Here is a 25,735-nt window from a genome sequence, read left to right as displayed (position 1 = left end):
GTTTGCTTGGGATGCAAGCAAAGCCGGAAACGCTGGGCCGGATGGCGGGTGCCGGTGGGCCGCTTTGGCTAGTCTTCCGGGGTTGTGGGGGACACCAGGACACGAGCACTCGTCAGCGCGATCGGGATCGGCACCGTCGTGCTGTTCGGCGCGAGCTGGACGGGCAACGAGGTCGTCCGCTGGCTGGCGATCGGTTTGACCCTGCTGGCGACCGGGCTCGTGTGGGTGTTCCCGAAGGCCGCGGCCGGAGTCTTCGCCACCGCGCTGCTGATCTCCGGCTACACGGTTCTGGTCCCGTACCTGCCCTCCGACCTCACGGCGCTGCTGCTCGGCGTCGGCAGGCAGGGGCCGCTCCAGCTCACGGGCTGGTTCCTGCTGATCGCGCCGATCGTGATCCTCGCGCGGGCGCGGCCGGTCCCGGTGGCGGTTCCCTTCGTCGCGCTGGCCGCCGCGCTGCTGCTCGGCTGGAGCTGGTCGGCGTTCGTCGCGCACGGCGCGGACGAGACGCGGATCAACCACACGACGGCTTCGGCGAAGCCGGGCACCGGCCCGGTGGCCGAATGGGTCCGCACGGTGCGACCCGGCATGTACGGCAACGGAGTGCTGGTGCCGGGGCGCGACGTCGTCGTGGAGCTGCGCGACAGCGCCACCCAGAGCACTCAGCCCGACCAGGGCCTGTTCGTCTCCGACGCCGCGAGCGGCACGACGCTGTGGCAGTTCGCGCTGAGCGAGAAGTACCACCTCACCCAGGTCGTGGTCGATCCCGGCGAGGGCGTGCTGTTCGCCAGGATCCGCCGCGCCGGGTTGTTCTTCGACCTGATGACCGGCGAGCTGCGGCACCGCATGGATCTGGCCGAGCTCCAGCCGAACAGCAACTTCCACCTCGTCCGCCACGCGGGCGACAACCGGCCGTCGATCCGGATCGGCCAGGTCGCGGTGCTCAACGCCAGCCGCCCGGGTGCGCGCGACGACGTGGTGTTCGCGCTCGACATCCGCACGCGCACCTGGCGCGAAGTGCTGCGCGGGGCCAACCAGAACTGCAGCGACTTCTGGGTGAGCGGCACCAGCGGCGCGGAGAACTACTTCGTGCGCAACAACTGCACCGACGCGACCGTCAACGTGATCCGCCTGGACGGGCTCGCGGAGGCTTCGCGGGCGAAGTTCCCCATGCGGCCGGACGACCGGCGCTGCAAGGTGAACTGCGCCGTGCTCGACGCGGTCGCCATCGACAACGGGCTGGTGCTGCACACTTCGGACTCCGGCGAAACGGCGCAGCGGGGAGAGCAGAATCACGGGCTGATCTGGCTCCGCCGCGACGGAACGGTCGGCGAGCGGGTCTCACTCAGCCCGTTCACCGCCCTGATTCCCTTGCAGGACAAGGACAACAGCCGGACCAGGGTGGCCGTCCCCGACACCGCGGTGCTCGACTTCCGGGGCGGCGCGATGACACGGACCGAGACTCCGATCGCCGGGACCCACCTCGGTGGCGCTCCCGGCGTTGTGTACCTGAACAACCAGAAAGCCTTGCGAGCACTGGATTCCAGCACCTTGCAGCCGCGCGGCGCCGACACTCCGCTGGCCTGCCCGCCCGGCTACGCCAGCGCGACCGAGCGCCAGGTGCTGGTCAGCTGCCGGACGGCGACGGGCGGCGACATCGCGCTGGTCGTCCTGCCCGCGCGGTGAATACGATCCGAGCATGGTGAGAGCGGACCTGAACAAGGAGACGGCTCAGGTCTCCGCGATGTTCGACGAGGTGGCCGCGGGCTACGACCGCACCCGCAACCGCCTGTGGTGGGGGCGGATGGACGCCTGGGGCAGCCGGATGGCCGCTGCCGCGCACGCGGGGCCCGGCACCACGATCCTGGACGTAGCCGCTGGCACCGCGACCTCCAGCGCGATCCTCGCCCGCGCGGGCGGGACCGTGATCGCCTCGGACTTCTCCCTCGGCATGCTCGACGTCGCCGGGCGCAGGCACCCCGGCCTCAGCCGGGTCGCGGCCGACGCGATGGCGCTGCCCTTCGCCGACGGCTCCTTCGACGCGGTGACGATCTCCTTCGGGCTGCGCAACGTCGCCGACCCGCGCGTCGCGCTGCGCGAGATGCGCCGGGTGACCAAGCCGGGCGGGCGGCTCGTGGTGTGCGAGTTCAGCATGCCGCCCGCCACGCTGCCCCGAGCGCTCTGGCGCACCTACCTCCGCCGCGCGGTTCCGTTGATGGGCAAGCGGATCAGCTCCAACCCGGAGGCCTACGTCTACCTCGCCGAGTCGATCCAGGCGTGGCCGTCGCCGCCCGCGCTCGCCGGGCAGATCGGCGTCTCCGGGTGGAGCGAGGTCGCCTTCAACGGCCTGGACGGCGGTGTGGTCCACCTCCACACCGCCGTCGCGCGCTGATCTCCTGGATCACCGCAGCCAGCGCTCTAGTGCGAGGCGACCGCCTTGAGCTTCGGGTCGCCCTCGTCGGCGTGGTAGTCCTCCGGCGAGGTCTCGTCGATGCCGTTGGGCTTGCGCAGCTTCCTGGCCAGGAACGTGACCAGCACGGCAACCACCACGTTCACCAGCAGCGCCACGAACCCGACGTAGATCTGCACCTTGGAGCCCTCGAACGGCGACCAGCCGAAGAACGAGAGCTTGTCCAGCGTCAGCGCGGATCCGCCGAAGTGCGCCTTGCCCGCAGCCGGGTTGGGGATCTGGTAGAGCAGCCAGAACCCGTAGCCCATACCGGCGATCCAGCCGGTGACCAGGCCCCAGATGTGGAACCAGCGGGTGTAGAGCGCGATCGCCACCGTCGGCAGCGTCTGCAGGATGATCACGCCGCCGATGAGCTGGAGGTCGATCGAGAACTGCGGGTCGACGAACACGATGAACAGCACCGCGCCGAACTTCACCACGAGCGAGGCGAGCTTGGCCTGCTTGGCCTCCTGCTTCGGGGTGGCGTCCTTGCGCATGTACTCCTTGTAGATGTTGCGGGTCCACAGGTTCGCCGCGGCGATCGACATGATCGCGGCGGGCACCAGCGCCCCGATGCCGATGGCGGCGAAGGCGATTCCCGCGAACCAGCCGGAGAACTGCTGGTCGAAGAGCACCGGGACGATCGTGTTGGTGTCCGGGCGCCCGGTGGCCGCGTTGGTGATCGGCTTCGCTCCGGAGACCAGCGCGACGTAGCCGAGCAGCGCGAGCAGGCCGAGCAGCAGCGAGTACGCGGGCAGCGCGACCATGTTCCGCTTGATCACGTTGCGGCCCTTGGACGCCAGGATGCCGGTCAGCGAGTGCGGGTAGAGGAACAGCGCCAGCGCCGAGCCCAGTGCCAGCGTCGCGTACTGGAGCTGGTTGTTCGGCGTCAGCAGCGTCGAGCCCTTGGGCGCGCCGTTGGCGCCGGGCGCCGACAGCAGCTCCGCCGACTTGTCGAAGATCGTGGACCAGCCGCCGAGCTTGGCGGGCAGGTAGATCACCGCGACCAGGATGACGATGTAGATCAGCGTGTCCTTGACGAAGGCGATCAGCGCGGGTGCGCGCAGGCCCGCCTGGTAGGTGTAGACCGCCAGGATCAGGAAGCCGATGAACAGCGGCAGGTGGCCGAGGAAACCGCTGCCGTTGAGGCCCATCGTCCGCAGCACGGCTTCGAGGCCCACGAGCTGCAACGCGATGTAGGGCATGGTCGCGACGATGCCGGTGATCGCGATGATCAGCGCCAGCGGGCGCGAACCGTAGCGGCCCTTCACGAAGTCGGCGGGCGTGACGTAGCCGTGCACCCGGGAGACCGACCACATGCGCAGCAGCGGCAGGAAGACGATCGGGTAGAGGATCACCGTGTAGGGCAGCGCGAAGAAGCCCATCGCCCCGGCGCCGAAGATCAGCGCGGGCACGGCGACGAAGGTGTAGGCGGTGTAGAGGTCGCCGCCGACCAGGAACCAGGTGATCCAGGAGCCGAACTTGCGGCCGCCGAGGCCCCACTCGTCCAAGTGCTCCAGCGTGTCACCGGCCTTCCACCGGGACGCCACGAAGCCCATCACGCTGACCACCAGGAACAGCACGGTGAAGACGATCAGCTCGGTCCACTGCACGTTGTCCAGGCTCATGCCTTGCCCCCCTCGTCGAGGTCGTCGACCGAGAGGTGGTCGGGCTTGCCGGTGGCGACGGGCTCGTCCCTGGTCATGACGTAGACCAGGCCGACGCAGACCACGCCGATCGGCACGAAGGCGAACTGCGACCAGTAGAAGAACGGCAGCCCGAACACGCGGGGCTCGTCAAGGTTGAGCATGGGGGTGAACAGCATGGCGAGCGGGACGATCAGCAACAGGTTCCACGCGTTCCAGCGCAGTCCCGTCGACCTCGTCCTGTCCGCGCCGGACGGTCGTCCTGACGCCATCGGGTCTCCTACAGGTCACGGCGGTGCAGCGATATCGGCGGATGTTAGGACGTGACCGATCGTCACGTCACTCTTCTGGCCCCAAGCGTGACCTCCGCTCACACCACGGGACACCGCCGCGCGGCTCCCGGTACCGTTCCGGCAGGGAGAACACCTTGGGGAGGGACATGCTCAGGCATCGGCGGAGCAGGACCGCGGTCCTCGCGCTCTCCGCGTTCGCCCTGCTCACCGGGTGCACGGCGACGGTGAGCCCGGAACCGCTGCCCGTGACGCAGCAGCCCAGCCAGCCCGGCGAGGCGCGCCCGCAGGCCGCCACCAGCGCCGGGAGCACGGGCACGGCCGTGGCCTCGCAGTGCATCGACGGCAAGAGGTTCGTGGTGGTCGACTGCGCTCAGCCGCACGAGCTGGAGGTCACCCAGCCGGAGCGGTTCCCGGCGACCATGCCCAAGGAGTACCCGGACGAGGCCGCGCTGCTGGCCGTCGCGCTGCCGAAGTGCCGTGCGCACGCGCTGGCCTACGTCGGCGACCAGCTCGACGCGAGCAGGCTCCAGTCGTGGCCGGTGTGGCCGGCCAAGGACGGCTGGGCCAAGGGCGAGCGCTGGCTGACCTGCGCCGCCGTGGAGCTCGGCCCCGACGACAAGCCCGTCAGCCGCACCGGCTCGGTGCGCGCGGCCATGGCGGGCGCCAACTACTACAAGTTCCAGGTGTGCACCGCCGGTTCGCCCTCGCGCGACAACCAGCTCAAGCTCGCGCCCTGCGACCAGGCCCACCTCGGCGAGGCCGTGCCGTGGGTGCTCTCGCTGGGCAAGGCCGGCGATCCCGCGCCGAGCCCCGAGCAGATGAACGCCGCCGCGGAGCCGCACTGCAAGGCCATGGCGAACCAGTACCTGGCCGCGCCGAACGGGCGGAAGGACCTCACCCTGACGTGGCGGCTGCCCGAGGCCAAGGACTGGCCGCTCGGCTACACGACGGCGGTCTGCTACCTGGAGTCGGCGAAGCCGTTGACGAAGACGCTGCTCAACATCGGTGAGAACGCCCCGCTGCCGAGCTGACCGATCTCCTGGTGCGGTGCCACAGGTGCAGCACCACCAGCGCGATCGCGGCCAGGACCGCCAGCATCACCACCGAGGCCCACGGGCCCTGACCCGGTAGCTCCGCACGCGCGTCCGGCGGCTTCGCCACCGCGTGCAGCGCCGGGGGAGTCGTCGTGGTGGTGGTCGGTGCCGTCGTCGGCGCGAACTCCACCTCGCAGTGCACGCGCAGCCGCGCTTCGGCGACCGTGCGGTCGTTGCCGTGCTTGACCTGCACCAGGCCCAGCGTGCCGTCCGTCAACGGCACCGGCACGCGCTCCGCTCCGCCGGGCCCGAGCAGCCCCGCGCGCACCACCTGGCCGTCCACCAGTACCCGGTAGCGCGCCGTCGCCGTGCCCGTCGCGTTGCCGATCTCCACGCTCGTCGTCGGCCCGTCCGCGCAGTTCACCTGCCCGATCCGCGCCGTCGGCATGGGCCTCGTCGTGCTCAGGTCCGAGCCTGTGACCTGGTACTTCCACGGCCCGCCCGTGAGCGCCCCCGGCCGCAGCCGCACGAACGGCACGTACTTCGTGGTGGGCTCGCCCGGCAGCACTCCGGTGAAGGTGTACGGCAGCTGGCCCTGCGGTTCGTAGTCCTCGACCACCTGCCCCGCGCCGTCCACCGCGTCCACCCGGGCCGAGTAGGTGTTGTCCTGCCTGATCTGCACCGTGAAGCGCAGCGCCGCGACGTCCTCCGCTGGCTCCTCCTGGCCCGGTCCGTCCAGCGGGTCCGCGCAGTGCGCCCCCTCTTCGAAGACGAACCTGCCGTTGCGGTTGAACTGGTTGTTCGCGCAGAACTCGCTGCTCGCGCCGTTGACGTAGCGCGTGAACACCACCGGGTCCCCGTCATGGTCCGGCGTCGCGAGCGGGGTCCGGTGGTCCACCGCCTCGCCTTCGAGGACCCGCAGGAACCCCACCGCCGTCGACTCCGGCGCTCCGTCGTAGAACGTCGCTCCCCGGTCCGCCGTCACCGTCGTCGTGAAGGTCGCCGCCGCGTCCGGAGCGCTCTGCGCCAGCTCCGCCGGGCTCACCGCCAGGCCCGGGTCGTAGCCGAAGTGCGGGGGCTGCGTCCGCTGGTCGAACAGCGTCGCCGGGCCGGAGTGCGTGCCGTTGTAGCTCGGCACCGGCGCCGCGAGCGCCGTCGGGCACGCCGAAGCCGCGGCGAGGAGCACCGCGAGCAACAAGGGGCGAATGCGCATCCGAGAGGTCCAGGTCCAGCGGGTGGGGGGACCTGCGGAAGCTAACCCGGATCGGCGCCGTTCACCTGCGGAGATCCGCATCGGCACCCATCGGGGTTACCCACACCCCTCAGACGGCCCCCGTCAGTCGGGTTTGCTGGTCTTGAAGACCGCCCAACCCCCGCCCCAGCGGTCTTCAACGACGACAAACCCCGGCATCGCTGTTCGGCTCCAACGGAAAATCCCCAACGTCCGTACGACCTGGTGCTGGTGCGGCTGATCGGCGAAGGTGGGTTTCCTCCGCCGCACGATCGCAAAGGACGGTCCGCATGTCGATCAAGGGTCAACGGCTGGGGGTGGCCGCAGCCGCGGTCGCCGCTCTGGTGCTGGGCACGACGGTGGCATCGAGCGCGGCCTCGACGGCGGGTGAAGCGCCCGTCGACGCCGCCGCTCCGGTGAAGAGCGCGCTCGGCGGCTGGGTGGGCACCTGGCAGACCGCCCCGGCGGCGGGCGTGGACAACACGCCGAACGGCTACCCGAACCACTCGATCCGCAACGTCGTGCACACCAGCATCGGTGGTGACTCGGCACGCGTGCGGTTGTCCAACGCCTTCGGCAAGGCGCCGTTACCGCTGACCGCGACGGTGGCGGTCGCGGAGAGCGGGAAGGGTCCGAAGGCGGTCGCGGGCACGATGCGCGAGCTGACCTTCGGCGGTTCGAGGACGATCACGATCCCGGCGGGCGCGGAGGTGGTCAGCGATCCCGTGCGGTTGGCGGTGCCCGCCGACGGCGACCTGCTGATCACCACGTTCACGCCGAGCCCGTCGGGGCCGGTGACCTACCACCCCGCCGCGCTCCAGACGTCGTTCTTCACGCGCGAGGGCGACAAGGCCGCCGAGGAGTCGGGCGCTTCGTTCACCGAGAAGACCTCGGTGTGGCACTACGTCGCGGGTGTCGACGTGCTCGCCCCGCAGGTGCGCGGAGCGGTCGTGGCGCTGGGCGACTCGATCACCGACGGGGTCGGCGGGACCGCGAGCACCAACAGCCGCTGGCCCGACTTCCTCGCCGACCGCCTGCTCGCCAGGCCGAAGCCGCGCCAGCTCGGCGTGCTGAACTCCGGCATCAGCGCGAACCGGATCCTGCTCGACGGCGGCAACCCCAGCGCCGGGGTGAACGCGCTGGCCCGCCTGGACCGCGACGTCCTGACCAGCACCGGAGTGCGCACGGTGATCATGCTGGAGGGGATCAACGACATCCAGCAGACCCCGAACCAGACCGACGCCGCCCAGATCGTCGCCGGGATGCGCCAGGTCGTCCAGCAGGCGCACGCGCGCGGCATCCGGGTGCTCGGCGGCACGCTCACGCCGTTCAAGGGCTGGCGGAGCTACACCGAGGCGCTGGAGGCGACCCGGGTGAAGGTCAACGAACTCATCCGCTCCGGCACGGTCTTCGACGGCGTCGTCGACTTCGACAAGGCCGTCCGCGATCCGCAGGACCCGCAGAAGATCCGCGCGGAGTACGACTCCGGCGACCGCCTGCACCCCGGCGACGCGGGCTTCAAGGCCATGGCCGAAGCCATCGACCTGGCCCTGCTCTAGACCACCGGGGTTTGCGGCGGTTGGAGACCTCCGGGGTGGGGGTTCGCTGTACTTGAAGACTGGCGAACCTCCGCCTCGTTGTCCTCGACGGGCACGGGCTTTGGCTTGCGCCGCAACACGAATCGGTCTTCGGCGCGGTCGAGGACCCCGCCGGTCGGATCGTCCTGCCCCGCGTAGCGGACCTTGTCGCGATCCGGTCGGTAGATGTCCCTGACCACAAGCACGCACAGCAGCACCACCATGGCGTCGCGCACGAGCACGGTGCCGAGGAACCAGTCCGCGGGCAGACCCTTGTTGGACACACCGAGGTAGAAGTACATGCGCGGCACCCAGACCAGCGCGTCGACGGCCATCCACGCGAGCAGCAGGCGCCACCTGGGCAGGGCCAGCACCGCGAGCGGCACGAGCCACAGCGAGTACTGAGGGCTCCACACCTTGTTGGTCAGCAGGAACACCGCGACCACGAGGAACATGAGCTGCGCCAGGCGAGGGCGCATCGGGGCGGACAGCGCCATCCACCCGATCCCCAGGCAGCACAGGGCGAACAGCGCCCCGGTGAAGGTGTTCAGGATGACCGGCGCCTCGCCATGCAGCAGCGGACCGTCGAAGCCGAGCCAACCGGTGAAGTACTGCAACGCGTTGTAGATGGTGTCCGGGTCGACGCCGCGTTCGGAGTTGAGCCGGAAGAACTCCCACCAGCCCTTGGGGTACAGCAACATGATCGGCACGTTCACCGCGCTCCACGCGGCCACGGTCGCGCCGGTCATGCGCAGCCACGCGCCCATCTTCCCGCTGCGCAAGCACAGCAGGAGCAACGGCCCGAGTATGAACAGCGGGTAGAGCTTCGCCGCCGCGCCGAGCCCGATCAGCGCGCCCGCCAGCACGGGTTTCTTGCGTGCCCACGCGAGCATGCCGACCGCGGCGAACGCGGTCGCGAGGGTGTCGAAGTTGGTGAACGCGTGCACCACGACGAGCAGTGACAGCGCCGCGATCGCAGCGTCCCACGGTCTTCTGCCCGCGAGCAGCACGGTCGCCCAGATCGTCACCAGCCACGCCAGGGCGAGCCACAGCGCGGTGAAGTTGAAGTAGACGACCACCGGCATCGTCTTCGGCAGCCAGCCGTTGTCCGCCAACGCCGTCCAGCCCGCGGTGAGCTTGGCGTTGACCCACTGGAAGAGCCCGGTCAGCACCGGGTACTCCATGTAGCGCACCTGCTCGTTGGGCTGCCCCTCGTTCTCCACCCACGAGGTGGCGTAAGGGAAAGCGCCCTTGTCCAGCCGCTCGGCCGTGTACAGCGGGACCGTGTCGGAGTAGCACATCGCCACGTACTGCCGGTTGTCCCGCCAGTCCAGCTGGACCTTGCTGTCGGTGTCCACATAGGTCTGCAAGCACGGCGACTTGGCGAACCAGCCGAGCACCAGGGTCACGGTCGCGAGCAGCAGCACCACCCGCAGCGGTGTCCAGAACCAGTGCCGCCCGATCACCGCGTGCCTGCCGAGCGGGCCGCCGAGCGGACGGCTGGCGTGGAACGCCAACGGTTCGCTCCACGTCGGCACGATGCGCTCGGCTGGGCTCAGCGTCTCGGAGTCGGCGACGGAGCCCTGCTGGGGCGAGGCCTCCTCCGCCTGGTCCTGCGACGGCTGCGGGTCACGGCTGCTGGACACCCGCCGGATCGTACGTGAGCACGGAGTGCGTCATCCTCCGACCGCGCGAGCGAACGGCCACCGCCCGGTCTGGGCGGTGGCCGTCATGAGCTCGGTTCGGGTACGGCTCAGCCGTCACCGCGTGGGTTGGGTACGCCGATGCCTCGGCCTTCACCCTCACCTCCGCCGCCACCGCCTCCACCGCCACCTCCACCGCCACCGCCGCCTCCGCCACCGCCGGGCGTCGAGCGCGTGGTGGTGGGCCGGAGGCAACCGGGCTCCCACGGCTTGCACGGACGCGAGGAGCTGGTGGACGGCTTTGACGAGCTGGTCGACGGCTCGGTCGGGGTGGTCGTGGTCGGCGAGCTGCTGGAGGACGGGGGCGCGGTCGTGGACTTCGGCGCCTCGTTGTACTGGCCGATCGGCTCGGCCTTCTCGAACTTCGCGACGGGCTTGCCGGTCAGGTAGGCGTCCATGAACTCCTTCCAGATCTGACCGGGCTCGTCCTTGCCGTAGATGTCGTGCGTGCCGCGCTGGTAGGTGCCCTTGATCGCCATCGGCTGCTCGGAGCCCACCCACACCGCGGTCGAGATCTGCGGGGTGTAGCCGACCGTCCACGCGTCGGAGTTCTGCGCGGTGTCGTTGTACTGGTGCGTACCGGTCTTGGCCGCCACCTGCCGGTTGCCCTTGAGGCCGAGCCTGGAGTAGCTCGCGACCTGGAGCATCGACTCGGTGACGTTGCGCGCCAGGTTGGTGTTGCGGGCGCTGTCGTTCTTGTCGAAGGCCGCTTCCGCGGGGAACTTCGACTTCTCGTAGTCGGCGAAGTAGGGCTTGTCGCCCTGCTTCACGTCCTTGACGAAGTGCGACCTGTGCTTGGTGCCGTCGTTGGCGAACGTGGCGTACGCCGTGGCCATGTCGATCGTGCGCACCGCCGTACGGCCACCGCCGATCGCGATGTCGGCGAAGGGGGCGCCACCGTTCTCACCGACCAGCGACTTCTTGCCGTTGATGATCTCCTCGATGCCCGCCTCGTGCGCGGCGTCCGCGATCTTCTTCGTGGTGACGTCCAGCGCCATCTTCACGAACACGGTGTTGACGGACTTCGTCGTGGCATCGCGCACCGAGCACTGCTTGCCGCAGGAGCTGTCGTTGCCGGAGTTCTTCCACGTGCGCCCGCCGAGCGGGATGCCGGAGGTGCCGTCGTAGTACTCGCCGATGCCCTTGCCCTTTTCCAGGGCGGCCAAGGTGACGAAGGGCTTGAACGAGGACCCGGGTTCCTGGGGCTGCTTGGCGTAGTCGAGACCGGCGCCGTTGTCACCGCCGTAGTACGCCACGATGCCACCGGTACCGGGATCGACGGCGACGAGGGAACTGCGCAGCGTGTCGATGTTGTTGCCCATCACCTTCTTCACCGCGTCCTCGGCGGCGGTCTGGGCACCCGGGTCGATCGTGGTCTGGATGGTGAGGCCGTTCTTGAGGATGTCCTGTTCCTTGAGGTTCAGGTTCGCCTCAAGCTCCGCGAGGACCTGGTCCTGGATGTGCAGCATCGGACCGCTGAGCCCGCTGTTGTGCTTGGTGCGCTTCAGGACCTCCGGAAACTGGAGGGTCTTGACCTGTTCCTCGGTGATCAGGTTGTTCTTCGCCATGCGCGGCAGGACCATCGTGCGCCAACGCTCGGTGACGCCTTCCCGGTTGCGGTCCGGGTCCCAGCGCGAGGGTGCCTGGAGCACGGCGGCCAGCAGGGCGGCCTGGGCCGGGTCGGTGATCTCCTTGACGCTCTTGCCGAACAGCGACTGAGCGCCCGCGTCGATCCCGATCGTGCCCGCGCGGAACTGCGCGATGTTCAGGTAGGCCTCCATGATCTGGGGCTTGTCCTGCTGCACGCTCATCTTGAACGACTTGACCAGCTCGATCCACTTGCGGCGGAGCGAGTTCTCCTTGTCACCGGTGGAGAGCTTGACGTACTGCTGCGTGATACCCGAACCGCCACCGACGCCGGAGGTCGCCTGGTTCCACACCGCGCGCGCGATGCCGATGACGTCGAAGCCCGGGTTCGTGTAGAAGGACGCGTCCTCGGTCGAGGTGATGGCCAGGCGGACGATCTCCGGGATGTCCCCGTGCTTGACGAAGTTGGAGGCCCCGGCGGGCGGAACGATCTTGCTCATCTCCTGGCCGTTGCTGAACAGCAGCGAGACGGTCTTGTCCTGTTGCTTCAGGTAGTCCTCGGGCTTGTCGATGGTCACCATGTAATAGGTGATGATGAACGCGACAACCGGGCCGAGGATCGCCAGGCCGGTCAGCACGTAGGCGGTGCGGCGGACGCGGCGCCAGATCTTCTTCTTGCGCAGCGCGCGCTCCTCCTCCTCGGTCAGCTCCGGGTCGGGGTCGTCGTAGCCGTCGGACTCGTGATCGGTCTCGTAGCCCTCGGGGACCGGCTCGCGGTGGGTCAGCAGCGTGGGCTCGCGCGGGAACTCGGGCTCGACCGGCGCGATCATCTCGGTCGGCTGCTGGATCATCTGCGTCGGCTGCTCGCCGGGCGGGCGCTGTCCAGGGGGCGGGTAGCCACCGGGAGGGCCGTTGCGCGGCGGGCCGGGTGGCCGCGACCCGGGAGGAGGCGGCGGGAAGCCGCCCTGCGGCGGGCCGGAACGCGCCCCCGGGCTCGCCGGGTGCGGGCCCGCAGAACGGCGCGGCGGCTGGGACTGCTGCTGGGGCGGGGCGTCGTCGTCATCCCACTGGGGACTCCAGAAGCCGGTGCTCTCGTTCGGCTTTTCCGGACCAGGGCCGGACCCGCGCCCTCCGCCGTCGGGTCGGTTGCGCTCGTCGTTCACGACTTAGCCTCCAGAAGACCGGCACCACCCGTTGTGGGTGCCGCTCGGTCGTAGTTCTCCGTTCCCCCGTGGGACTCCAGCACCGCGAGTCGGCTCACTCCGCCGCTGTCCTGCGACGCGACGGACTGGGCAGACCACGCGTCCCCAGGACGTATGACTGCACCAGGTGGTTCCAACAGCAGGTGCGGCACACTTCAACCACGTAGACGGTGAACTCCTCGTACAGGGTTGCCAGCTTCGCCAGCTCCTCCGCCGTGCGGGCGGAACCGGCGGCGTGCTTGAGCTCGTCGCCGTAGATCCAGGCCACGTGCGTCAGCTGCTCCTTGCGGCACACCGGGCAGGTCGTGGTGCTCGGCTGCCCGTGGAACTTCGCCGCCCTCAGCAGGTAAGGGCTGGCGTCGCACACCTCCGCGACCCCTCTGCGGCCGGCGTGGACCTCCGCGAGCAGCGCACGGCGCTGCAACGCGTAGTCGACGATCTGCCGCTGGGTTTGCACCGCACCAGCGTACGTGCCAAGCCTGTGAACGCACCTGAGCCGTTCAGGGCAGCCCGAAGCCCCGGGCAGGTCAGCGCGGACGTGTCGGCTGAATCACGTCCTCGGACCGCTGGCCTGACTATATCGGCTCGATATAGTTCCCCGGCGCCCCCGAGGAGGTCGGAGATGTTGGAGCTCGCCGTGCTCGGCCTGCTGCACCGACACCCGATGCACGGCTACGAGCTGCGCAGACAGCTCTGCGGTCTGCTGTGCGGGCAGCGCTCGTTCTCCTTCGGCTCGCTCTACCCGGCGCTGCGCAGGTTGCACCGGGCCGGGCTCGTCGCCGAGGGGAACGCCGGGGACGGGGACGGGAATTCCCGGAACAGGAAGGTGTACAACCTCACGCCGCTCGGGCGGGAGCACTTCGCCGGCCTGCTCGCCGATGACGGCAGGCAGGCATGGGAGGACGAGTGCTTCGTCGTGCGGCTGGCGTTCTTCACGCGGACACCGGCGTCCGTGCGGCTGCGCGTGCTGCGCGGGCGCAGGCAGTGGCTGGCCGACCGGGCGGACGGGCTGCGGGCGGCGCTTGCCCGTACTTCCGGTCACGACGACCACTACGCCCGTGAACTGCACGAACTGAGCCTGGACAGCACCGAACGCGAGGTGCTGTGGCTCGACGGACTCATCGCGCGCGAGTGCGCGAACCAAGACTGATGACAAGGAGGAACCCGGTCATGGGCGGAGACCGCAACACGGTGCGGGTGGCGATCGTCGGAGTGGGCAACTGCGCGGCGTCCTTAGTGCAGGGCGTGCACTACTACCGCGACGCCGAGCCCGAGGCTCGCGTTCCCGGGCTGATGCACGTGCGCTTCGGCGACTACCACGTGCGGGACGTGGAGTTCGTCGCCGCGTTCGACGTCGACGCCAAGAAGGTCGGCCGCGACCTCTCCGAAGCGATCGTGGCCAGCGAGAACAACACGGTGAAGATCTGCGACGTGCCGCCGCTGGGCGTTCCGGTGCAGCGCGGGCACACGCTGGACGGCCTCGGCCGCTACTACCGGGAGACGATCACCGAGTCCGACGACGAGCCGGCGGACATCGCCGCCGCCCTGCGCGCGGCGAATGTGGACGTGCTGGTCTCCTACCTGCCTGTGGGTTCCGAGGCGGCCAGCCGCTTCTACGCGCAGTGCGCCATCGACGCCGGGGTCGCCTACGTCAACGCGCTCCCGGTGTTCATCGCCTCCGACCCGGAGTGGGCGGAGAAGTTCCGCGCCGCGGGCGTCCCGATCGTCGGCGACGACATCAAGTCCCAGGTCGGTGCCACGATCACGCACCGCGTGCTGGCCAAGCTCTTCGAGGACCGCGGCGTGGTCGTGGACCGCACGATGCAGCTCAACGTCGGCGGCAACATGGACTTCAAGAACATGCTGGAGCGCGACCGGCTGGAGTCCAAGAAGATCTCCAAGACGCAGGCCGTCACCTCGCAGCTGGAGCACGACCTCGGCGCCGACAACGTCCACATCGGACCGTCGGACTACGTCGCGTGGCTGGACGACCGCAAGTGGGCCTACGTGCGCCTCGAAGGCAGGGCGTTCGGCGACGTCCCGCTGAACCTGGAGTACAAGCTGGAGGTCTGGGACTCGCCCAACTCCGCGGGCGTGATCATCGACGCGATCCGCGCGGCGAAGATCGCCATGGACCGCGGTGTCGGCGGCCCGATCCTGTCGGCGTCCTCGTACTTCATGAAGTCCCCGCCGGAGCAGTACTCGGACTCGGTCGCCCGCGAGCGGGTCGAGCAGTTCATCCGGGGTGAGATCGAGCGCTGAGCTTCCGGGGCGCAACGGTGTTCTCGTTGCGCCCCTTGGCTTTTCAGCCCTTCAGCGCGGCGAGCACGCCCTGCGCGGTCCCGGTGGCCGACGCCGGGTTCTGCCCGGTCACCAGCCGCCCGTCGCGGACCACGTTGGAGGTGAAGTCCGGGGCGAGGTGGTAACGCGCGCCCAGCTCCTCCAGCTTGGTCTGGAGCAGGAACGGCACGATGTGGGTGGCCCCGGCCGCCTCCTCCTCGGAGTTGGTGAAGCCGGTGATGTCCTTGCCCGCCACCAGGGGTGTGCCGTCGGAGAGAACCAGCGGCACCAGCCCGGCGGGACCGTGGCAGACCGCGGCGACCACGCCACCGTTCTCGTAGATGTCCCTGCCGAGCTCCGCGAGGTCTGCATCGGTGGGGAAGTCCCACATGGTGCCGTGGCCACCGGCGTAGAAGATCGCGTCGTAGTCGGCCGCGTCGAGCTCGGCGGCCTTCGGGGTGACCGCGAGCCGCGCGCCCTCGCTCTCCAGGAACAGCCGCTGCACCTCGTCGTCGGCGTCGTAGCCGGAGGTCGGCGGGTTCCCGCCCTTGACGGAGACGTAGTCGACCTCGTAACCGGCGAGCCGGAACACCTGCCACGGGTGCGCGGCCTCCGACACGTAGTAGCCGGTCGGGTTGCCGGTATCGCCGAGCTTGTCGTGGCTGGTCAGAGCGATCAGCACCCTGTTGGTGCGAGCCATGGGATTGCCTCCTGGACTGGTTGTACGGCCAGGCTAGGTCGACCCACCCATTAGCCACCAATAGCCTGGAGACGCTCCAGGCATAATCTATTTTATGGATCTGGGGCAGCTCCGCACGTTCGGCGCCGTGTACCGCGCGGGTTCGATCACCGCGGCGGCCACGGTGCTCGGCATCACCCAGCCCGCGGTGAGCGTGCAGGTGAAGGCGCTGGAGGAACGGTTGGGGCGACCGCTGTTCCGCAGGCTCGCCCGGGGCGTCGCGCCGACCGCGTTCGCCGACGAGCTGGCCCGGCGGGTCGGCCCGCACCTCGACGCCCTCGCCGGGGTGGAGATGGAGTTGACCCGCGAGGAGTTCGCCAGGACCGTGCGGCTCGGCGGCCCGGCGGAGGCGATGTCGGTGCTCGCCCTGCCCGCGCTGGGCGGCCTGGTCCGGCGCGGGCTTCGGCTGCGCATCGGGCTCGGCCTCGCCGACGACCTGCTGGTCGACCTCGCGGAGGGGCGGCTCGACCTGGTGCTGTCCTCGGTCCGGCCGCGCCGCAAGGGCATGGTGGTGACCCCGTTGGCGGACGAGGAGTTCGTGCTCGTCGCCGCGGCGGGCGCCGAGTTCCCCGACCTGGCGGCGGCGCCGATGCTGGCCTACGCGGAGGAGCTGCCGATGGTCCGGCGCTACTGGCGCACGGTCTTCGGTGCGCCGCCGCCGCACAACGCCGCCGTGGTCGTGCCCGACCTGCGCGCGCTGCTCGCGGCGGTGCTCGCCGGAGCTGGGATCACCGTGCTGCCCAAGTACCTCTGCGCGGCCGAGCTCGAGTCGGGTGAGCTGGTCCTGCTGCACGAGCCGGAAGAACCGCCGATCAACACCCTCTACCTGGCCACACGTGCGGACCAGGCCCGCCTGCCCCACATCCGCGCGGTGACCGAAACCCTCACCGCGGCCGCAAAGCACTGGTAGCTACATTCGGGAGCCATGGCGATCACCACGCGTCGCGCGTTCCTCACCGCGGCGGCGCTCCTGCCGTTGGCCGCGTGCTCCCAGACCGAGAAGCCAGCTCCTCCAGCTCCGCCATCTGCGACCACCACTTCTGCCGCGCCGCCGGTGAATGACGCGCTGCTCGAACTGGAACGGAAGTTCGGCGCGCGCCTCGGCGTCTACGCACTGGCGACCGGAACCGGCAAGACGCTCGCGCACCGAGCGGATGAGCGATTCGCCTTCTGCTCGACCTTCAAGGGCTTGGCAACGGCCGCAGTTCTGCACCACAACCCGATGTCGCACTTGGACACGATCGTCAAGTACACCCGGGACGACGTGCTCAAGAACGCCACGATCACGCCGAAGCACATCGCGACCGGAATGACGATCCGCGAGCTCTGCGACGCCGCTGTGCGCTACAGCGATGGGACTGCGGGAAATCTGCTGCTCCGCGATCTCGGTGGTCCCGCGAAGCTGACCGAGTACCTGCGCGGACTCGGCGACACCGTGACGCGAATGGACCGGATCGAGCCCGCCATCACCGAAGCCACCCCGGGCGATCTGCGCGACACCACGTCTCCGCGCGCCATCGGCACGGCCTACCAGAAACTCGTGATCGGCGAAGCGCTTCCGCAGGAAAAGCGCGCGTTCCTGCGGGATCTGATGGAGCGCAACACCACCGGCGCGCAGCGCATTCGCGCCGGAGTTCCGCGTGGGTGGACCGTCGCCGACAAGACCGGGACCGGTGACTACGGCACCGCCAATGACATCGGCATTCTGTGGCCGCCGAACTCCGCGCCGGTCGTCCTGGCCATCATGTCCAGCAAGCCCACCAAGGACGCCGAGTACAACCAGGCCCTGCTCGCCGAAGCCACATCAGCAACGGTCGCCCTGATCATGTGATTCACACTTGCCTGAAGCGATTTTGACTCGAATCGGCGCAATGGGAAAGATGATCACCCTCCCCCTGCACATCCGAGACGAGGAAATTGTCATGAAGAAGCGAATTCTGGGCCTGGTCACCGCTGCCCTGACCGTCGCCTGCACGCTCGGCGGAACCATGGCCATCACCAGCGGAACCGCCTCCGCTCGCTCGTGCGGCCACACGAGCGAAGGCATCGGCTTCTGGACCACGCACTACTACAAGCACTGCGGCGGGGGCCACGTCTGGGTGGACATCACCGTCAACAACGCGGTTCAGCCCAGCACGTGCGTCGGCCCCGGGGAAGAGCGGAACCTCGGCAGGAACGTCACGAAGGCGCACTCGCGCGGCGTCCCCTGCGGTCCCAGCGCGTGGTGAGCTAGCGGGACCAAGAACCCTCTGGTCAGAACGGCAGCATCAGGCGCGCCCTGCGGCGGCGCCATTCGACGAATCCGTCGAGTTCCGCCCGCAGGCCCGGGTCGGAGATGTTGTGCCGATGGGCCAGCGACACATCGATGAGGAGCTTGTTGGTGCGCGTCAGCGCCGCGCTCCGGCTGGTCGGCAGTGCGTCGAGGCACTCGCGCACCAATTCGTCGGCGGAGGGCAGCTCTTCGCGCAGCTCTTCGTAGCGCTGAGGTTGCCAGTCCTGGAGATTGGCAACCTCAGCGGCCTTCTCGATCGCGTTCGCTTGGCGTTGCCGCGTCTCGGCGTGCTCGTACCCGATCGGCGAGAAGATCTTCGAAATGTGGCCGAGCTCGTACTCGTAGTAGCCGTTGTCGATGAGGACCATGACCGTGACGCCGGACTCCGGCTGAAGATAGGTCTGGTAGTCGTCATCGCGCGTGGTCGGAACGAGGGAAACGCCCCTGCGGTCGAGTTCCGGCTTGAGGTCGTCGAAGTGCAGCGGCCGCTTGAACGGGGACAGCCCGTATCGCGAGCGGACGGCCTTGCTGATGAACCGTGCATCAAGCCGACCGAAACGGTCCGCCTGGACCGTGAAGTGGTGGCCTTGGTAGCCGGGGGCGCCGGGGCGCTTCAGCCAGAAGATCTCCAGGAAGCCGTAGACGTGCCAGAAGTTCTCGGAGAACCGGTTCTCGCCGGTGTTAGCCCCGAAAACGTCGGCGGCGACGTCCGGGCCGAGGTTCGCGTCGATTCCGAGCACCGTGCCCGTCTCGACGATGTCCGCGAAGATGTCGACCCTGCTCACACCGGGACTATCGCCCATCCCCCCGCACGCGGCCACCACGTTTCCGTCACGCTTCGCGAAACGTAGGAGTGACGCCCAGACCGTCTCCCGCACGACGGCAAATCTCCCGAGGCTGCGGGGTTTGCGGCGGTTAACGATGATCGACAGAGGGGTTTGTGGGTCTTGAAGACGCCCCAACCCCACGGCGGCACCGTGAGCGGGGTCCGGCTCGACCGGTGGCGGAGCAGGCGCTAGGCGGCGAGGGCGGGGGCGGCCAGGGCGTCGGGGACCTGGTGCGGGCGCGAGAGCACGGTGACTCCGGGCTGCGCAGCCATCTCCTCCGCCCACCGGCACGCGAGCACGTCGTGCGCGAAGAAGACCGGGCGCCCGGAGGACAGCGCCAATTGGGCGAGCACCCGAGCCTCGCAGTACTCCTCGGCGTCGACCACGACGACCGCCGCGCACGACTCGCTCATCAGCGCGCAGCGCTTGGGGAACTGGTGCCGCGCGGGCGGGGTGTCAGGCAGGAACTGGGAGACCACGGCGCCGCGCCGAGCGATCTCCGCCTCCAACGGGGAGTTCTCCAACGGGTAGCAGTGCCGCAGGCCGGTCCCCACGAAGGCAACGGTCCGCGCTCCGGCGGCCAGCACTCGGCGGTGCACGGCCGCATCGGTCCCGGAAGCGAGGCCGCTGACCACGGTCCACCCGGCCTCGGCGAGCACAGCCGCGATGTCCCACGCCCGGGCGATCCCGCGCTTGGAGGGACGACGGCTGCCCACAACGGCCACCGACCGCGCGTCCCGGGCTTCGAGCACGCCCCGGTAGGTCAGGAACGGCGGCGCGTCGGGCTGGGTGCGCAGCCAGGACGGGTACTCCGGGTCCTCGACGGTGACCAGGCCGATGCCCTCGCGCCGCCAGGCGAGAACCTCCCGCTCGACCGCGTCCAGCGACTCCCCGCCCCGCAGGGCGAGCAGGAACGCGGCCTGGGCCCGCACGTCCACCGTCACGCCGACAGCATATCGAACACATGTTCGAATCCGTCAAGTCGCACATCACGCCCATGGGGCACCCGAGGTCCACGGAGCGCCGGGGGCGGTCTGGCAGGCTTGGCGGCATGAGCGCATCACGGCCGGAGGTGGTCGGCCGACTCGTCGAATGGCTGACCCGGATCGATCTCGCGCGCCCGGTTCGCGTGGCCGTCGACGGGCCGGACGCGGCGGGCAAGACGACGCTGGCCGACGAGCTCGGCGAGGCGCTGGGCGGGCGCGCGCTGCGGATCTCCGCCGACGACTTCCACCGCCCGGCCGAGGAGCGGCTGCGCAGGGGACCGATGTCGGCCGAGGGCTACTTCATGGACGCCTTCGACGTGCCCGCGCTGCGCCGCGAAGTGCTGGAACCCCTTGGCCCGCAAGGAGATCTCCAGTACCGCACGACGGTGTGGGACCACCTCACCAACACCAGCCGCAGCGATGCCAGGCGCACGGCGGCCCGGGACGCGATCGTGCTGGTGGACGGCGTCTTCCTGCTGCGCGAGGAACTGCGGGACTGCTGGGACGTGCGGATCTTCGTGGAGGTCCGCGAGGACGAGCAGATGCGCCGCGCGGTGGAGCGCGACACGGAGATCTTCGGGACGGAGGAGCGGGTCAGGGAGCGCTACGCGGTGCGCTACCGGCCCGCGCACGAGCTGTACTGGAACAGCGCGCGCCCGACGGAGCAGGCCGACATCGTGATCGACAACACCGATCCGGACAGCCCGGTGATCCGGCGCTGGACCGGGAACAGGACGGGCTGAGTCCACAATGGACGGATACGGCTTCACCATCGCGCTCATCGTGCTGCTGATGGTGGTGAACGCGATCTTCGCGGGCAGTGAGATCGCGCTGATCTCCTTGCGGGAAGGGCAGTTGCGCCGACTGGAGCGCGACGGCGGCAAGGGCGCGCGGACCCTGGTGCGGCTGGCCAAGGACCCCACGCGGTTCCTCGCGACCATCCAGATCGGCATCAACCTGGCCGGAGCGCTCGCGTCGGCGACGGCGGCGGTCTCGCTGGCCCGGCCGCTGGTCCCGGCCTTCTCCTTCTTCGGAGCAGCGGCGGAGAGCGTGGCCATCGCGGCGGTCACGCTGGTGCTGACCTACTTCACGCTGGTGGTCGGCGAGCTGGCGCCGAAGAAGCTGGCGATGCAGCACGCCGAGCGCTGGGCGCTGCTGGTGGCCCGGCCGCTGGACGCGCTGTCCAAGATCTCCCGCCCGGCGGTGTGGCTGCTCAGCAGGTCCACCGACGTGGTGGTGCGGCTCTTCGGCGGCAACCCCAAGGCCGACCAGGAGCAGCTGAGCCCGGAGGAGCTGCGCGAGCTGGTCGCCGGGCACCGCGGCCTCAACGCCGAGCAGCGCATGATCATCATCGGCGGCCTGGAGATCCACGAGCGGCTGCTGCGGCACGTGCTCCGGCCGCGCCGCTCGGTGTTCACCCTGGAAGCCGACACGTCGGTCGAGCAGGCCCGCGCCGAACTGGCCGCCTCGGGGCACTCCCGCGCACCGGTGGTCAGGGGCAGCGACCTGGACGACATGATCGGCGTCGTGCACCTGCGCGAGCTGCTCTCCGGCACCGGGACAGTGGCCGACGTGGCGCGACCGGCGACGGTCTTCCCCGACTCGGTGCGGGTCTCCGACGCGCTGCGCAGGTTCAAGGCCGAGCGCCAGCAGTTCGCCGTGGTCGTCGACGAGCACGGCGCGGCGGACGGCATCGTGACGCTGGAGGACCTGCTCGAAGAGATCGTCGGCGAGATCTACGACGAGGCCGACCGCGACATCCTCTCGGTGCGCACCCAGGACGACGGCAGCATGGAGCTGCCGGGAACCTTTCCCGTGCACGACCTCGTCGACCTCGGTGTGGACATCGCGGACGCGCCGAGCGGGGACTACACGACCATCGCCGGGATGCTGCTCACCCGGCTCGGCCGGATCCCGCAGCGGCCGGGCGACCGCGTCGACTTCGCCGAGTGGTCGGCCGAGGTCACCGCGACCGAGCACCACGCGATCACCGGAGTGCGGCTGCGGCCGCGGAAGAAACGAGAGGCCACGGGTTCATGAGGTTCGTGATCGCGAGCGGAACGGGGCTGGACCCCTCGGACTACCTCGCCCAGCTCCCGCAGCTCGCAGGCGCGCTGCCCTCGGGTGCTCGCGCGTTCGCGGAGTCGCCGGGGCACTACGACCTCGACGGTCCGCGCTGCGTCAAGGACTTGGTGCTCAGCCGGGTGGACTTCGACAGCACCGAGACCGAGGTGACGCTGGAGCTGCGCTTCCGGCACCGCTGCGGGAAGCACGTGGAGAACCTGCTGCTGCGCTACTACGGCGTGTCCGGCTTCATGCTGGAGTCGCCGGAGTGGAGCCGCTACGGCCCGCTGCTGCTGGATGAACTGCTGCCGCACGCGCACGGGTGCAGCCACGAGATCGCGTGCCAGGCGGGCTCCCTCGCGGTGATCGCCAAGGACCTCACGGCGACGTGGACGGCCAGTGATTGCCCCGACCGCGACGTGGCGCTGGCGCAGGCTTGACGGCACCTGGCTGCACAATGCGCTGGTGAGCAGGCAACGGGATTTCGTGCGGCAGTTGACGTCCGAGCTGCCGTACGCGGCGCGGGTGGACGACTCGACGCGCGCCGCCTACACCTCCGACGCCTCGATCTACCGTGCTGTTCCCGCCGCTGTGGTGGAGCCGCGCAGCCGGGACGAGGTCGTGCGCGCGGTGCGGGTCGCAGTCGAACACGGGGTCCCGGTCACCTGTCGCGGCGGAGGAACCTCGATCGCGGGCAACTCGATCGGCAACGGCTTAGTGATCGATTTCTCCCGCCACCTCAACCGGCTGCGCTCGATCGAGCCGGACGCGCGGACCGCCGTGGTGGAGCCCGGCCTGGTGCTGGGCAAGCTGATCACGGCGAGCGCGCGGCACGGCCTCACCTTCGGCCCCGACCCGTCGACGCTGTCCCGCTGCACGCTCGGCGGGATGATCGGCAACAACGCCTGCGGGCCGCACTCCGTCGCGTGGGGCACGACGGCGGACAACGTGGTCGACCTCGACGTGCTGCTCGCGGACGGCCGGACGATCACGGCGCGCGCGGGCTCCAGCGGGGACGCGGCGATCGACCAGCGGTTGCGCGCGCTCACCACCGACCACCTCGCCGAGTTCCGCACCGAGCTGGGCCGGTTCTCCCGCCAGGTCTCCGGCTACGGCCTCGCTTCCCTGTTGCCGGAGAACGGTTTCAACGTCGCCCGCGCGCTCGTCGGGTCCGAGGGAACGTGCGGCGTCGTGCTCGGCGCGACCGTGCGGCTCGCTCAGCTCCCGAAGGCGAAAGTCCTTGTGGTGCAAGGGTTCGACGACGTCTACCAGGCGGCTTCAGCAGCTCCCGCGCTCGCGCGGACCGGCGTGCTGACCGCCGAGGGCATGGACGCGCACCTCATCGCGGCGCTCCGCAGCAGGCCGGGCGGCTCCGCGTTGGCCGATCTCCTCCCGCCCGGCCAGGCGTGGGTGTACTGCGAGGTCCCCGGCGACACGATCGACGAAGCCCTTGCGCGCGCCGGAGAGCTCGGCGGCAAGGTGGTCACCGACGCCACCGAGACCGCCGCGCTGTGGAAGATCCGCCGCGACGGCGCCGGGCTGGCCACGCGGATGGCCGACGGGGGAGAGGCGTGGCCGGGCTGGGAGGACTCGGCGGTGCCGCCGGAGCGCCTGGCCGACTACCTGCGCGAGCTGCACGGGCTGATGGATGCCATGGGGCGCAAGGGAATCGCGTACGGGCACTTCGGCGAGGGATGCCTGCACCTGCGCGTCGGCTGGGACCTGACCACCGCGCGGGGGATCGGTGAGTACCGCGAGTTCATCGAGCGCGCGGCCGACCTCGTCGCGGCGCACGGCGGGTCGTTCTCCGGCGAGCACGGGGACGGGCGGGCTCGGTCAGAGCTGCTGCCGAGGATGTACTCGCGGCGGGTGATCGACTCCTTCGCCGCGTTCAAGGGCACCTTCGACCCGACCGGCGCCCTCAACCCCGGCCTGCTGGTCGACCCGAAGCCGTTGGACGCCGACATCCGCCCCGGTCCCGGGCACGACCGGCTCGAACTGACCCCGGTGCACGCGCTCAGCCACGACGGCGGCTCGTTCGCGGGCGCGGTCCGGCGCTGCCTCGGCGTCGGCAGCTGCCGCCAGGCCAGCGGCACGATGTGCCCGTCGTTCCAGGTCACCGGCGACGAAGTGCACTCGACGCGCGGGCGCTCGCGCGTGCTCTCGGAGATGCTGCGCGGGGAGTTCCTCTCCGACGGCTGGAGGTCGGAGGCCGTCCGCGACGCGCTCGACCTGTGCCTGTCCTGCAAGGCGTGCAAGTCCGCGTGCCCGGTGAACGTGGACATGGCGACCTACAAGGCGGAGTTCCTGCACAACCACTACAAGCGCCGTCTCCGCCCGCGCGCGCACTACGCGCTGGGGTGGCTGCCGCTGTGGGCCCGGCTGGCGTCCGTGGCTCCCGGCCTGGCCAACGCGATCGGCGGGAAGACGGTGCTGCGGCTGGCCGGGCTCGAACCGCGCCGCAAGATGATCCGCTTCGCCCGCAAGTCGCTTCGCGGGTGGATGCGCGGTCGCACGCCCGCCCCCGGCAGCGCCGGAACCGTCGTGCTGTGGCCGGACACGTTCACCAACCTGCTCGACCCCACGGCCGGGCGCGCGGCGGTGGAGGTCCTTGAGGCGCTCGGCTACCGCGTCGAACTACCCGATGGGCCTGTCTGCTGCGGCTTGACCTGGCACTCCACCGGCCAGCTCGGCGTGGCGCGCCGCGTGCTGCGGAAGTCCTTGCGCAGCTTGGAGAAGCACCTGCGCGCGGGCAGCGTCGTAGTCGGCCTCGAACCCTCGTGCACGCAGGTGCTCCGCGACGACGCGAGCGAGCTGCTGCCGGGCGATCCCGCCGCTGAGCTGCTGAAGACGCGTGTGCGCACGCTCGGCGAACTCGTTGCGGCGCATGAAGGTCCTTCGCCGTTCAAGCGCTTGGACACCGACGCGGTGGTGCAGGTGCACTGCCATCAGGAGTCCGGCGGCGGCTACGGCGCGGAGCTGTCGGTGCTGCGCGAACTGGGCGTGGACGTGGACCGGATCGGCGCGGGCTGCTGCGGCCTCGCGGGGAACTTCGGCTTCGAGCCGGGGCACTGGGAGGTCGCCCAGGAGTGCGCCGAGCGCGAGCTGTACCCGAAGGCGCGTGCGGCGGGCGCGGACACCGCGATCATCGCGGACGGCTTCTCGTGCCGCACGCAGGTGGCGCAGGGGACGCCGAGGCGGGCGGAGCACCTTGCCCAAGTGCTCCGCCGCGCGCTGCGAGAGGGCTAGCTCAGCCCTGCGGCATCTTCGAGGAGTGGTGGTTGATGATCACCCAGTGGCCGTGGCGCTTCTCGTAGACGAAGGTGTAGCGCGCGTCGGTGTGGGTTCCGTCGCCGAAGGTGAACCGGTAGGTGCCGGCGTCGACGGCGGAGTGGTCGCTCTGGACGTTGACGTAGGAGTGAAGGATCTTTCCGGAGGGCTTCTTCGCCAGGAACTCGGTGAAGTAGTCCTTGATGCCCTCGTGGGTGGTCCGCACCTCGTTGGACAGCGTCGGCAGCAGCACCGCGTCGGGGGCGTAGTGCCGCGCGACCTTGTTCACGTCACCGGTGAGAAGGTCGTGGTTCCAGCTGTCGAACTGCGCTCGGATCTCGCGAGGGGTGGGCAGTAACCGCGCCTCGGAGTTGCTCGCGCCGTTTTCCGCAGGGGCGGACGGGCTGGAGAACGCACTGGCACCGGTACCGGCGACAACGGTGACGGCGGTCAGGACGACGGCACCGGCGGCGAGGCGGAAACGCCCGAATTGTCCACTACGCACAGTAAGTACCTTTCACACTAAAGGAGTACTAGCGCCTACTGTGCGCCTCTTCATCTGTGCGGATACGGCCTCC

23 protein-coding genes are annotated in these 25,735 nt (G+C 69.8%); 13 read left to right on the top strand and 10 right to left on the bottom strand.

Features of this window, described 5'->3' with window-relative positions; translation table 11 throughout:
• The first annotated feature begins 84 nt into the window (after window positions 1–84).
• Together ABD798_RS08950 and ABD798_RS08945 are read left to right on the top strand one after the other, a co-directional pair.
• On the top strand, window positions 85–1,683 hold the full coding sequence (locus ABD798_RS08950) for a hypothetical protein (RefSeq protein ID WP_344872544.1): 1,599 nt from the start codon (window positions 85–87) through the stop codon (window positions 1,681–1,683).
• Window positions 1,684–1,696: 13 nt separating this feature from the next.
• A complete protein-coding gene (locus ABD798_RS08945; protein WP_344872542.1) occupies window positions 1,697–2,389 on the top strand; it encodes a ubiquinone/menaquinone biosynthesis methyltransferase in 693 nt (230 codons plus the stop codon).
• Between the two features lie 26 nt (window positions 2,390–2,415).
• Here the strand turns inward: ABD798_RS08945 and mctP are convergent, their stop codons facing one another.
• Both mctP and ABD798_RS08935 read right to left on the bottom strand, forming a co-directional pair.
• Window positions 2,416–4,074 carry a monocarboxylate uptake permease MctP gene (gene mctP, locus ABD798_RS08940; protein WP_425549181.1) on the bottom strand — a complete coding sequence of 553 codons (1,659 nt, stop codon included), beginning with the start codon at window positions 4,072–4,074 and terminating at the stop codon, window positions 2,416–2,418.
• Complete coding sequence (locus tag ABD798_RS08935; protein WP_344872540.1) at window positions 4,071–4,364, bottom strand: DUF3311 domain-containing protein; 294 nt, start codon at window positions 4,362–4,364, stop codon at window positions 4,071–4,073. The genes mctP and ABD798_RS08935 overlap by 4 nt, the downstream gene beginning before the upstream one ends.
• Window positions 4,365–4,531: 167 nt before the next feature.
• On the opposite strand from ABD798_RS08935, the gene ABD798_RS08930 reads away from it, so the two are divergent.
• Complete coding sequence (locus ABD798_RS08930) at window positions 4,532–5,416, top strand: septum formation family protein (protein ID WP_344872538.1); 885 nt, start codon at window positions 4,532–4,534, stop codon at window positions 5,414–5,416.
• On the opposite strand, the gene ABD798_RS08925 is transcribed toward ABD798_RS08930, so the two are convergent.
• Window positions 5,382–6,632 (bottom strand): hypothetical protein, encoded by a 1,251-nt coding sequence (locus tag ABD798_RS08925; protein ID WP_344872536.1) that lies wholly within the window; start codon window positions 6,630–6,632, stop codon window positions 5,382–5,384. The two genes, ABD798_RS08930 and ABD798_RS08925, sit on opposite strands and share 35 nt — an antisense overlap.
• Before the next feature lie 308 nt (window positions 6,633–6,940).
• On the opposite strand from ABD798_RS08925, the gene ABD798_RS08920 reads away from it, so the two are divergent.
• Window positions 6,941–8,209 carry an SGNH/GDSL hydrolase family protein gene (locus tag ABD798_RS08920; protein ID WP_344872534.1) on the top strand — a complete coding sequence of 423 codons (1,269 nt, stop codon included), beginning with the start codon at window positions 6,941–6,943 and terminating at the stop codon, window positions 8,207–8,209.
• On the opposite strand, the gene ABD798_RS08915 is transcribed toward ABD798_RS08920, so the two are convergent.
• The 3 genes from ABD798_RS08915 to ABD798_RS08905 all read right to left on the bottom strand — a co-directional run bounded on the left by ABD798_RS08915 (window position 8,206) and on the right by ABD798_RS08905 (window position 13,176).
• Complete coding sequence (locus ABD798_RS08915; protein ID WP_425549180.1) at window positions 8,206–9,873, bottom strand: glycosyltransferase family 87 protein; 1,668 nt, start codon at window positions 9,871–9,873, stop codon at window positions 8,206–8,208. The genes ABD798_RS08920 and ABD798_RS08915 overlap by 4 nt on opposite strands.
• A 107-nt stretch (window positions 9,874–9,980) precedes the next feature.
• Window positions 9,981–12,680, bottom strand: coding sequence for a transglycosylase domain-containing protein (locus tag ABD798_RS08910; protein WP_344872532.1), 2,700 nt, complete (start codon window positions 12,678–12,680; stop codon window positions 9,981–9,983).
• Window positions 12,681–12,774: 94 nt separating this feature from the next.
• Complete coding sequence (locus ABD798_RS08905; RefSeq protein ID WP_344872530.1) at window positions 12,775–13,176, bottom strand: DUF5318 domain-containing protein; 402 nt, start codon at window positions 13,174–13,176, stop codon at window positions 12,775–12,777.
• A gap of 165 nt (window positions 13,177–13,341) precedes the next feature.
• Between ABD798_RS08905 and ABD798_RS08900 the strand changes: the two genes are divergently transcribed.
• Together ABD798_RS08900 and ABD798_RS08895 are read left to right on the top strand one after the other, a co-directional pair.
• The gene (locus ABD798_RS08900; protein WP_344872528.1) at window positions 13,342–13,869 is read left to right on the top strand and encodes a PadR family transcriptional regulator; all 528 of its coding nucleotides are present in this window, start codon (window positions 13,342–13,344) and stop codon (window positions 13,867–13,869) included.
• Window positions 13,870–13,889: 20 nt separating this feature from the next.
• The gene (locus ABD798_RS08895; protein WP_344872526.1) at window positions 13,890–14,981 is read left to right on the top strand and encodes an inositol-3-phosphate synthase; all 1,092 of its coding nucleotides are present in this window, start codon (window positions 13,890–13,892) and stop codon (window positions 14,979–14,981) included.
• 43 nt (window positions 14,982–15,024) lie between these two features.
• On the opposite strand, the gene ABD798_RS08890 is transcribed toward ABD798_RS08895, so the two are convergent.
• Complete coding sequence (locus ABD798_RS08890) at window positions 15,025–15,699, bottom strand: type 1 glutamine amidotransferase domain-containing protein (RefSeq protein WP_344872524.1); 675 nt, start codon at window positions 15,697–15,699, stop codon at window positions 15,025–15,027.
• A 94-nt stretch (window positions 15,700–15,793) separates the two neighbouring features.
• On the opposite strand from ABD798_RS08890, the gene ABD798_RS08885 reads away from it, so the two are divergent.
• The 3 genes from ABD798_RS08885 to ABD798_RS08875 all read left to right on the top strand — a co-directional run bounded on the left by ABD798_RS08885 (window position 15,794) and on the right by ABD798_RS08875 (window position 17,966).
• Complete coding sequence (locus ABD798_RS08885) at window positions 15,794–16,648, top strand: LysR family transcriptional regulator (protein WP_344872522.1); 855 nt, start codon at window positions 15,794–15,796, stop codon at window positions 16,646–16,648.
• 15 nt (window positions 16,649–16,663) lie between these two features.
• Window positions 16,664–17,569 carry a class A beta-lactamase gene (gene bla / locus ABD798_RS08880; protein ID WP_344872520.1) on the top strand — a complete coding sequence of 302 codons (906 nt, stop codon included), beginning with the start codon at window positions 16,664–16,666 and terminating at the stop codon, window positions 17,567–17,569.
• A 91-nt stretch (window positions 17,570–17,660) separates the two neighbouring features.
• The gene (locus ABD798_RS08875; RefSeq protein ID WP_344872518.1) at window positions 17,661–17,966 is read left to right on the top strand and encodes a DUF6355 family natural product biosynthesis protein; all 306 of its coding nucleotides are present in this window, start codon (window positions 17,661–17,663) and stop codon (window positions 17,964–17,966) included.
• A 25-nt stretch (window positions 17,967–17,991) separates the two neighbouring features.
• Here the strand turns inward: ABD798_RS08875 and ABD798_RS08870 are convergent, their stop codons facing one another.
• Together ABD798_RS08870 and ABD798_RS08865 are read right to left on the bottom strand one after the other, a co-directional pair.
• Complete coding sequence (locus ABD798_RS08870; protein WP_344872516.1) at window positions 17,992–18,795, bottom strand: hypothetical protein; 804 nt, start codon at window positions 18,793–18,795, stop codon at window positions 17,992–17,994.
• Window positions 18,796–19,025: 230 nt separating this feature from the next.
• Window positions 19,026–19,781: a DNA-processing protein DprA gene (locus ABD798_RS08865; RefSeq protein ID WP_344872514.1), complete on the bottom strand. Its 756-nt coding sequence runs from the start codon at window positions 19,779–19,781 to the stop codon at window positions 19,026–19,028.
• Between the two features lie 107 nt (window positions 19,782–19,888).
• On the opposite strand from ABD798_RS08865, the gene ABD798_RS08860 reads away from it, so the two are divergent.
• Genes ABD798_RS08860 through ABD798_RS08845 form a run of 4 tightly spaced genes read left to right on the top strand, consistent with a single transcriptional unit; the run spans window position 19,889 to window position 25,136 of the window.
• Window positions 19,889–20,566 (top strand): nucleoside/nucleotide kinase family protein, encoded by a 678-nt coding sequence (locus ABD798_RS08860; RefSeq protein ID WP_344872512.1) that lies wholly within the window; start codon window positions 19,889–19,891, stop codon window positions 20,564–20,566.
• Between the two features lie 7 nt (window positions 20,567–20,573).
• Window positions 20,574–21,863, top strand: coding sequence for a hemolysin family protein (locus tag ABD798_RS08855; protein WP_344872510.1), 1,290 nt, complete (start codon window positions 20,574–20,576; stop codon window positions 21,861–21,863).
• A complete protein-coding gene (locus ABD798_RS08850; protein WP_344872507.1) occupies window positions 21,860–22,327 on the top strand; it encodes a hypothetical protein in 468 nt (155 codons plus the stop codon). The genes ABD798_RS08855 and ABD798_RS08850 overlap by 4 nt, the downstream gene beginning before the upstream one ends.
• A gap of 46 nt (window positions 22,328–22,373) precedes the next feature.
• The gene (locus tag ABD798_RS08845; RefSeq protein WP_425549193.1) at window positions 22,374–25,136 is read left to right on the top strand and encodes an FAD-binding and (Fe-S)-binding domain-containing protein; all 2,763 of its coding nucleotides are present in this window, start codon (window positions 22,374–22,376) and stop codon (window positions 25,134–25,136) included.
• 1 nt (window position 25,137) lies between these two features.
• Here ABD798_RS08845 and ABD798_RS08840 read toward each other — a convergent pair whose 3' ends face one another.
• Window positions 25,138–25,662 carry an SgcJ/EcaC family oxidoreductase gene (locus ABD798_RS08840; RefSeq protein WP_344872503.1) on the bottom strand — a complete coding sequence of 175 codons (525 nt, stop codon included), beginning with the start codon at window positions 25,660–25,662 and terminating at the stop codon, window positions 25,138–25,140.
• Window positions 25,663–25,735: the final 73 nt, after the last annotated feature.

Source organism: Allokutzneria multivorans, from assembly GCF_039537405.1.
Lineage (GTDB): Bacteria > Actinomycetota > Actinomycetes > Mycobacteriales > Pseudonocardiaceae > Allokutzneria > Allokutzneria multivorans.
The sequence above is the reverse complement of the archived record's forward strand: the minus strand, read 5'-3'. Positions and strand labels throughout refer to the sequence as shown.

Bases quoted from the DNA above. Each gene is read 5' to 3' on its own strand.
- ABD798_RS08945 (WP_344872542.1), top strand. From the start codon at position 1,697: ATGGTGAGAGCGGACCTGAACAAGGAGACGGCTCAGGTCTCCGCGATG.
- mctP (WP_425549181.1), bottom strand. From the start codon at position 4,074: ATGAGCCTGGACAACGTGCAGTGGACCGAGCTGATCGTCTTCACCGTG.
- ABD798_RS08935 (WP_344872540.1), bottom strand. From the start codon at position 4,364: ATGGCGTCAGGACGACCGTCCGGCGCGGACAGGACGAGGTCGACGGGA.
- ABD798_RS08930 (WP_344872538.1), top strand. From the start codon at position 4,532: ATGCTCAGGCATCGGCGGAGCAGGACCGCGGTCCTCGCGCTCTCCGCG.
- ABD798_RS08925 (WP_344872536.1), bottom strand. From the start codon at position 6,632: ATGCGCATTCGCCCCTTGTTGCTCGCGGTGCTCCTCGCCGCGGCTTCG.
- ABD798_RS08920 (WP_344872534.1), top strand. From the start codon at position 6,941: ATGTCGATCAAGGGTCAACGGCTGGGGGTGGCCGCAGCCGCGGTCGCC.
- ABD798_RS08900 (WP_344872528.1), top strand. From the start codon at position 13,342: ATGTTGGAGCTCGCCGTGCTCGGCCTGCTGCACCGACACCCGATGCAC.
- ABD798_RS08895 (WP_344872526.1), top strand. From the start codon at position 13,890: ATGGGCGGAGACCGCAACACGGTGCGGGTGGCGATCGTCGGAGTGGGC.
- ABD798_RS08890 (WP_344872524.1), bottom strand. From the start codon at position 15,699: ATGGCTCGCACCAACAGGGTGCTGATCGCTCTGACCAGCCACGACAAG.
- ABD798_RS08885 (WP_344872522.1), top strand. From the start codon at position 15,794: ATGGATCTGGGGCAGCTCCGCACGTTCGGCGCCGTGTACCGCGCGGGT.
- bla (WP_344872520.1), top strand. From the start codon at position 16,664: ATGGCGATCACCACGCGTCGCGCGTTCCTCACCGCGGCGGCGCTCCTG.
- ABD798_RS08875 (WP_344872518.1), top strand. From the start codon at position 17,661: ATGAAGAAGCGAATTCTGGGCCTGGTCACCGCTGCCCTGACCGTCGCC.
- ABD798_RS08860 (WP_344872512.1), top strand. From the start codon at position 19,889: ATGAGCGCATCACGGCCGGAGGTGGTCGGCCGACTCGTCGAATGGCTG.
- ABD798_RS08855 (WP_344872510.1), top strand. From the start codon at position 20,574: ATGGACGGATACGGCTTCACCATCGCGCTCATCGTGCTGCTGATGGTG.
- ABD798_RS08850 (WP_344872507.1), top strand. From the start codon at position 21,860: ATGAGGTTCGTGATCGCGAGCGGAACGGGGCTGGACCCCTCGGACTAC.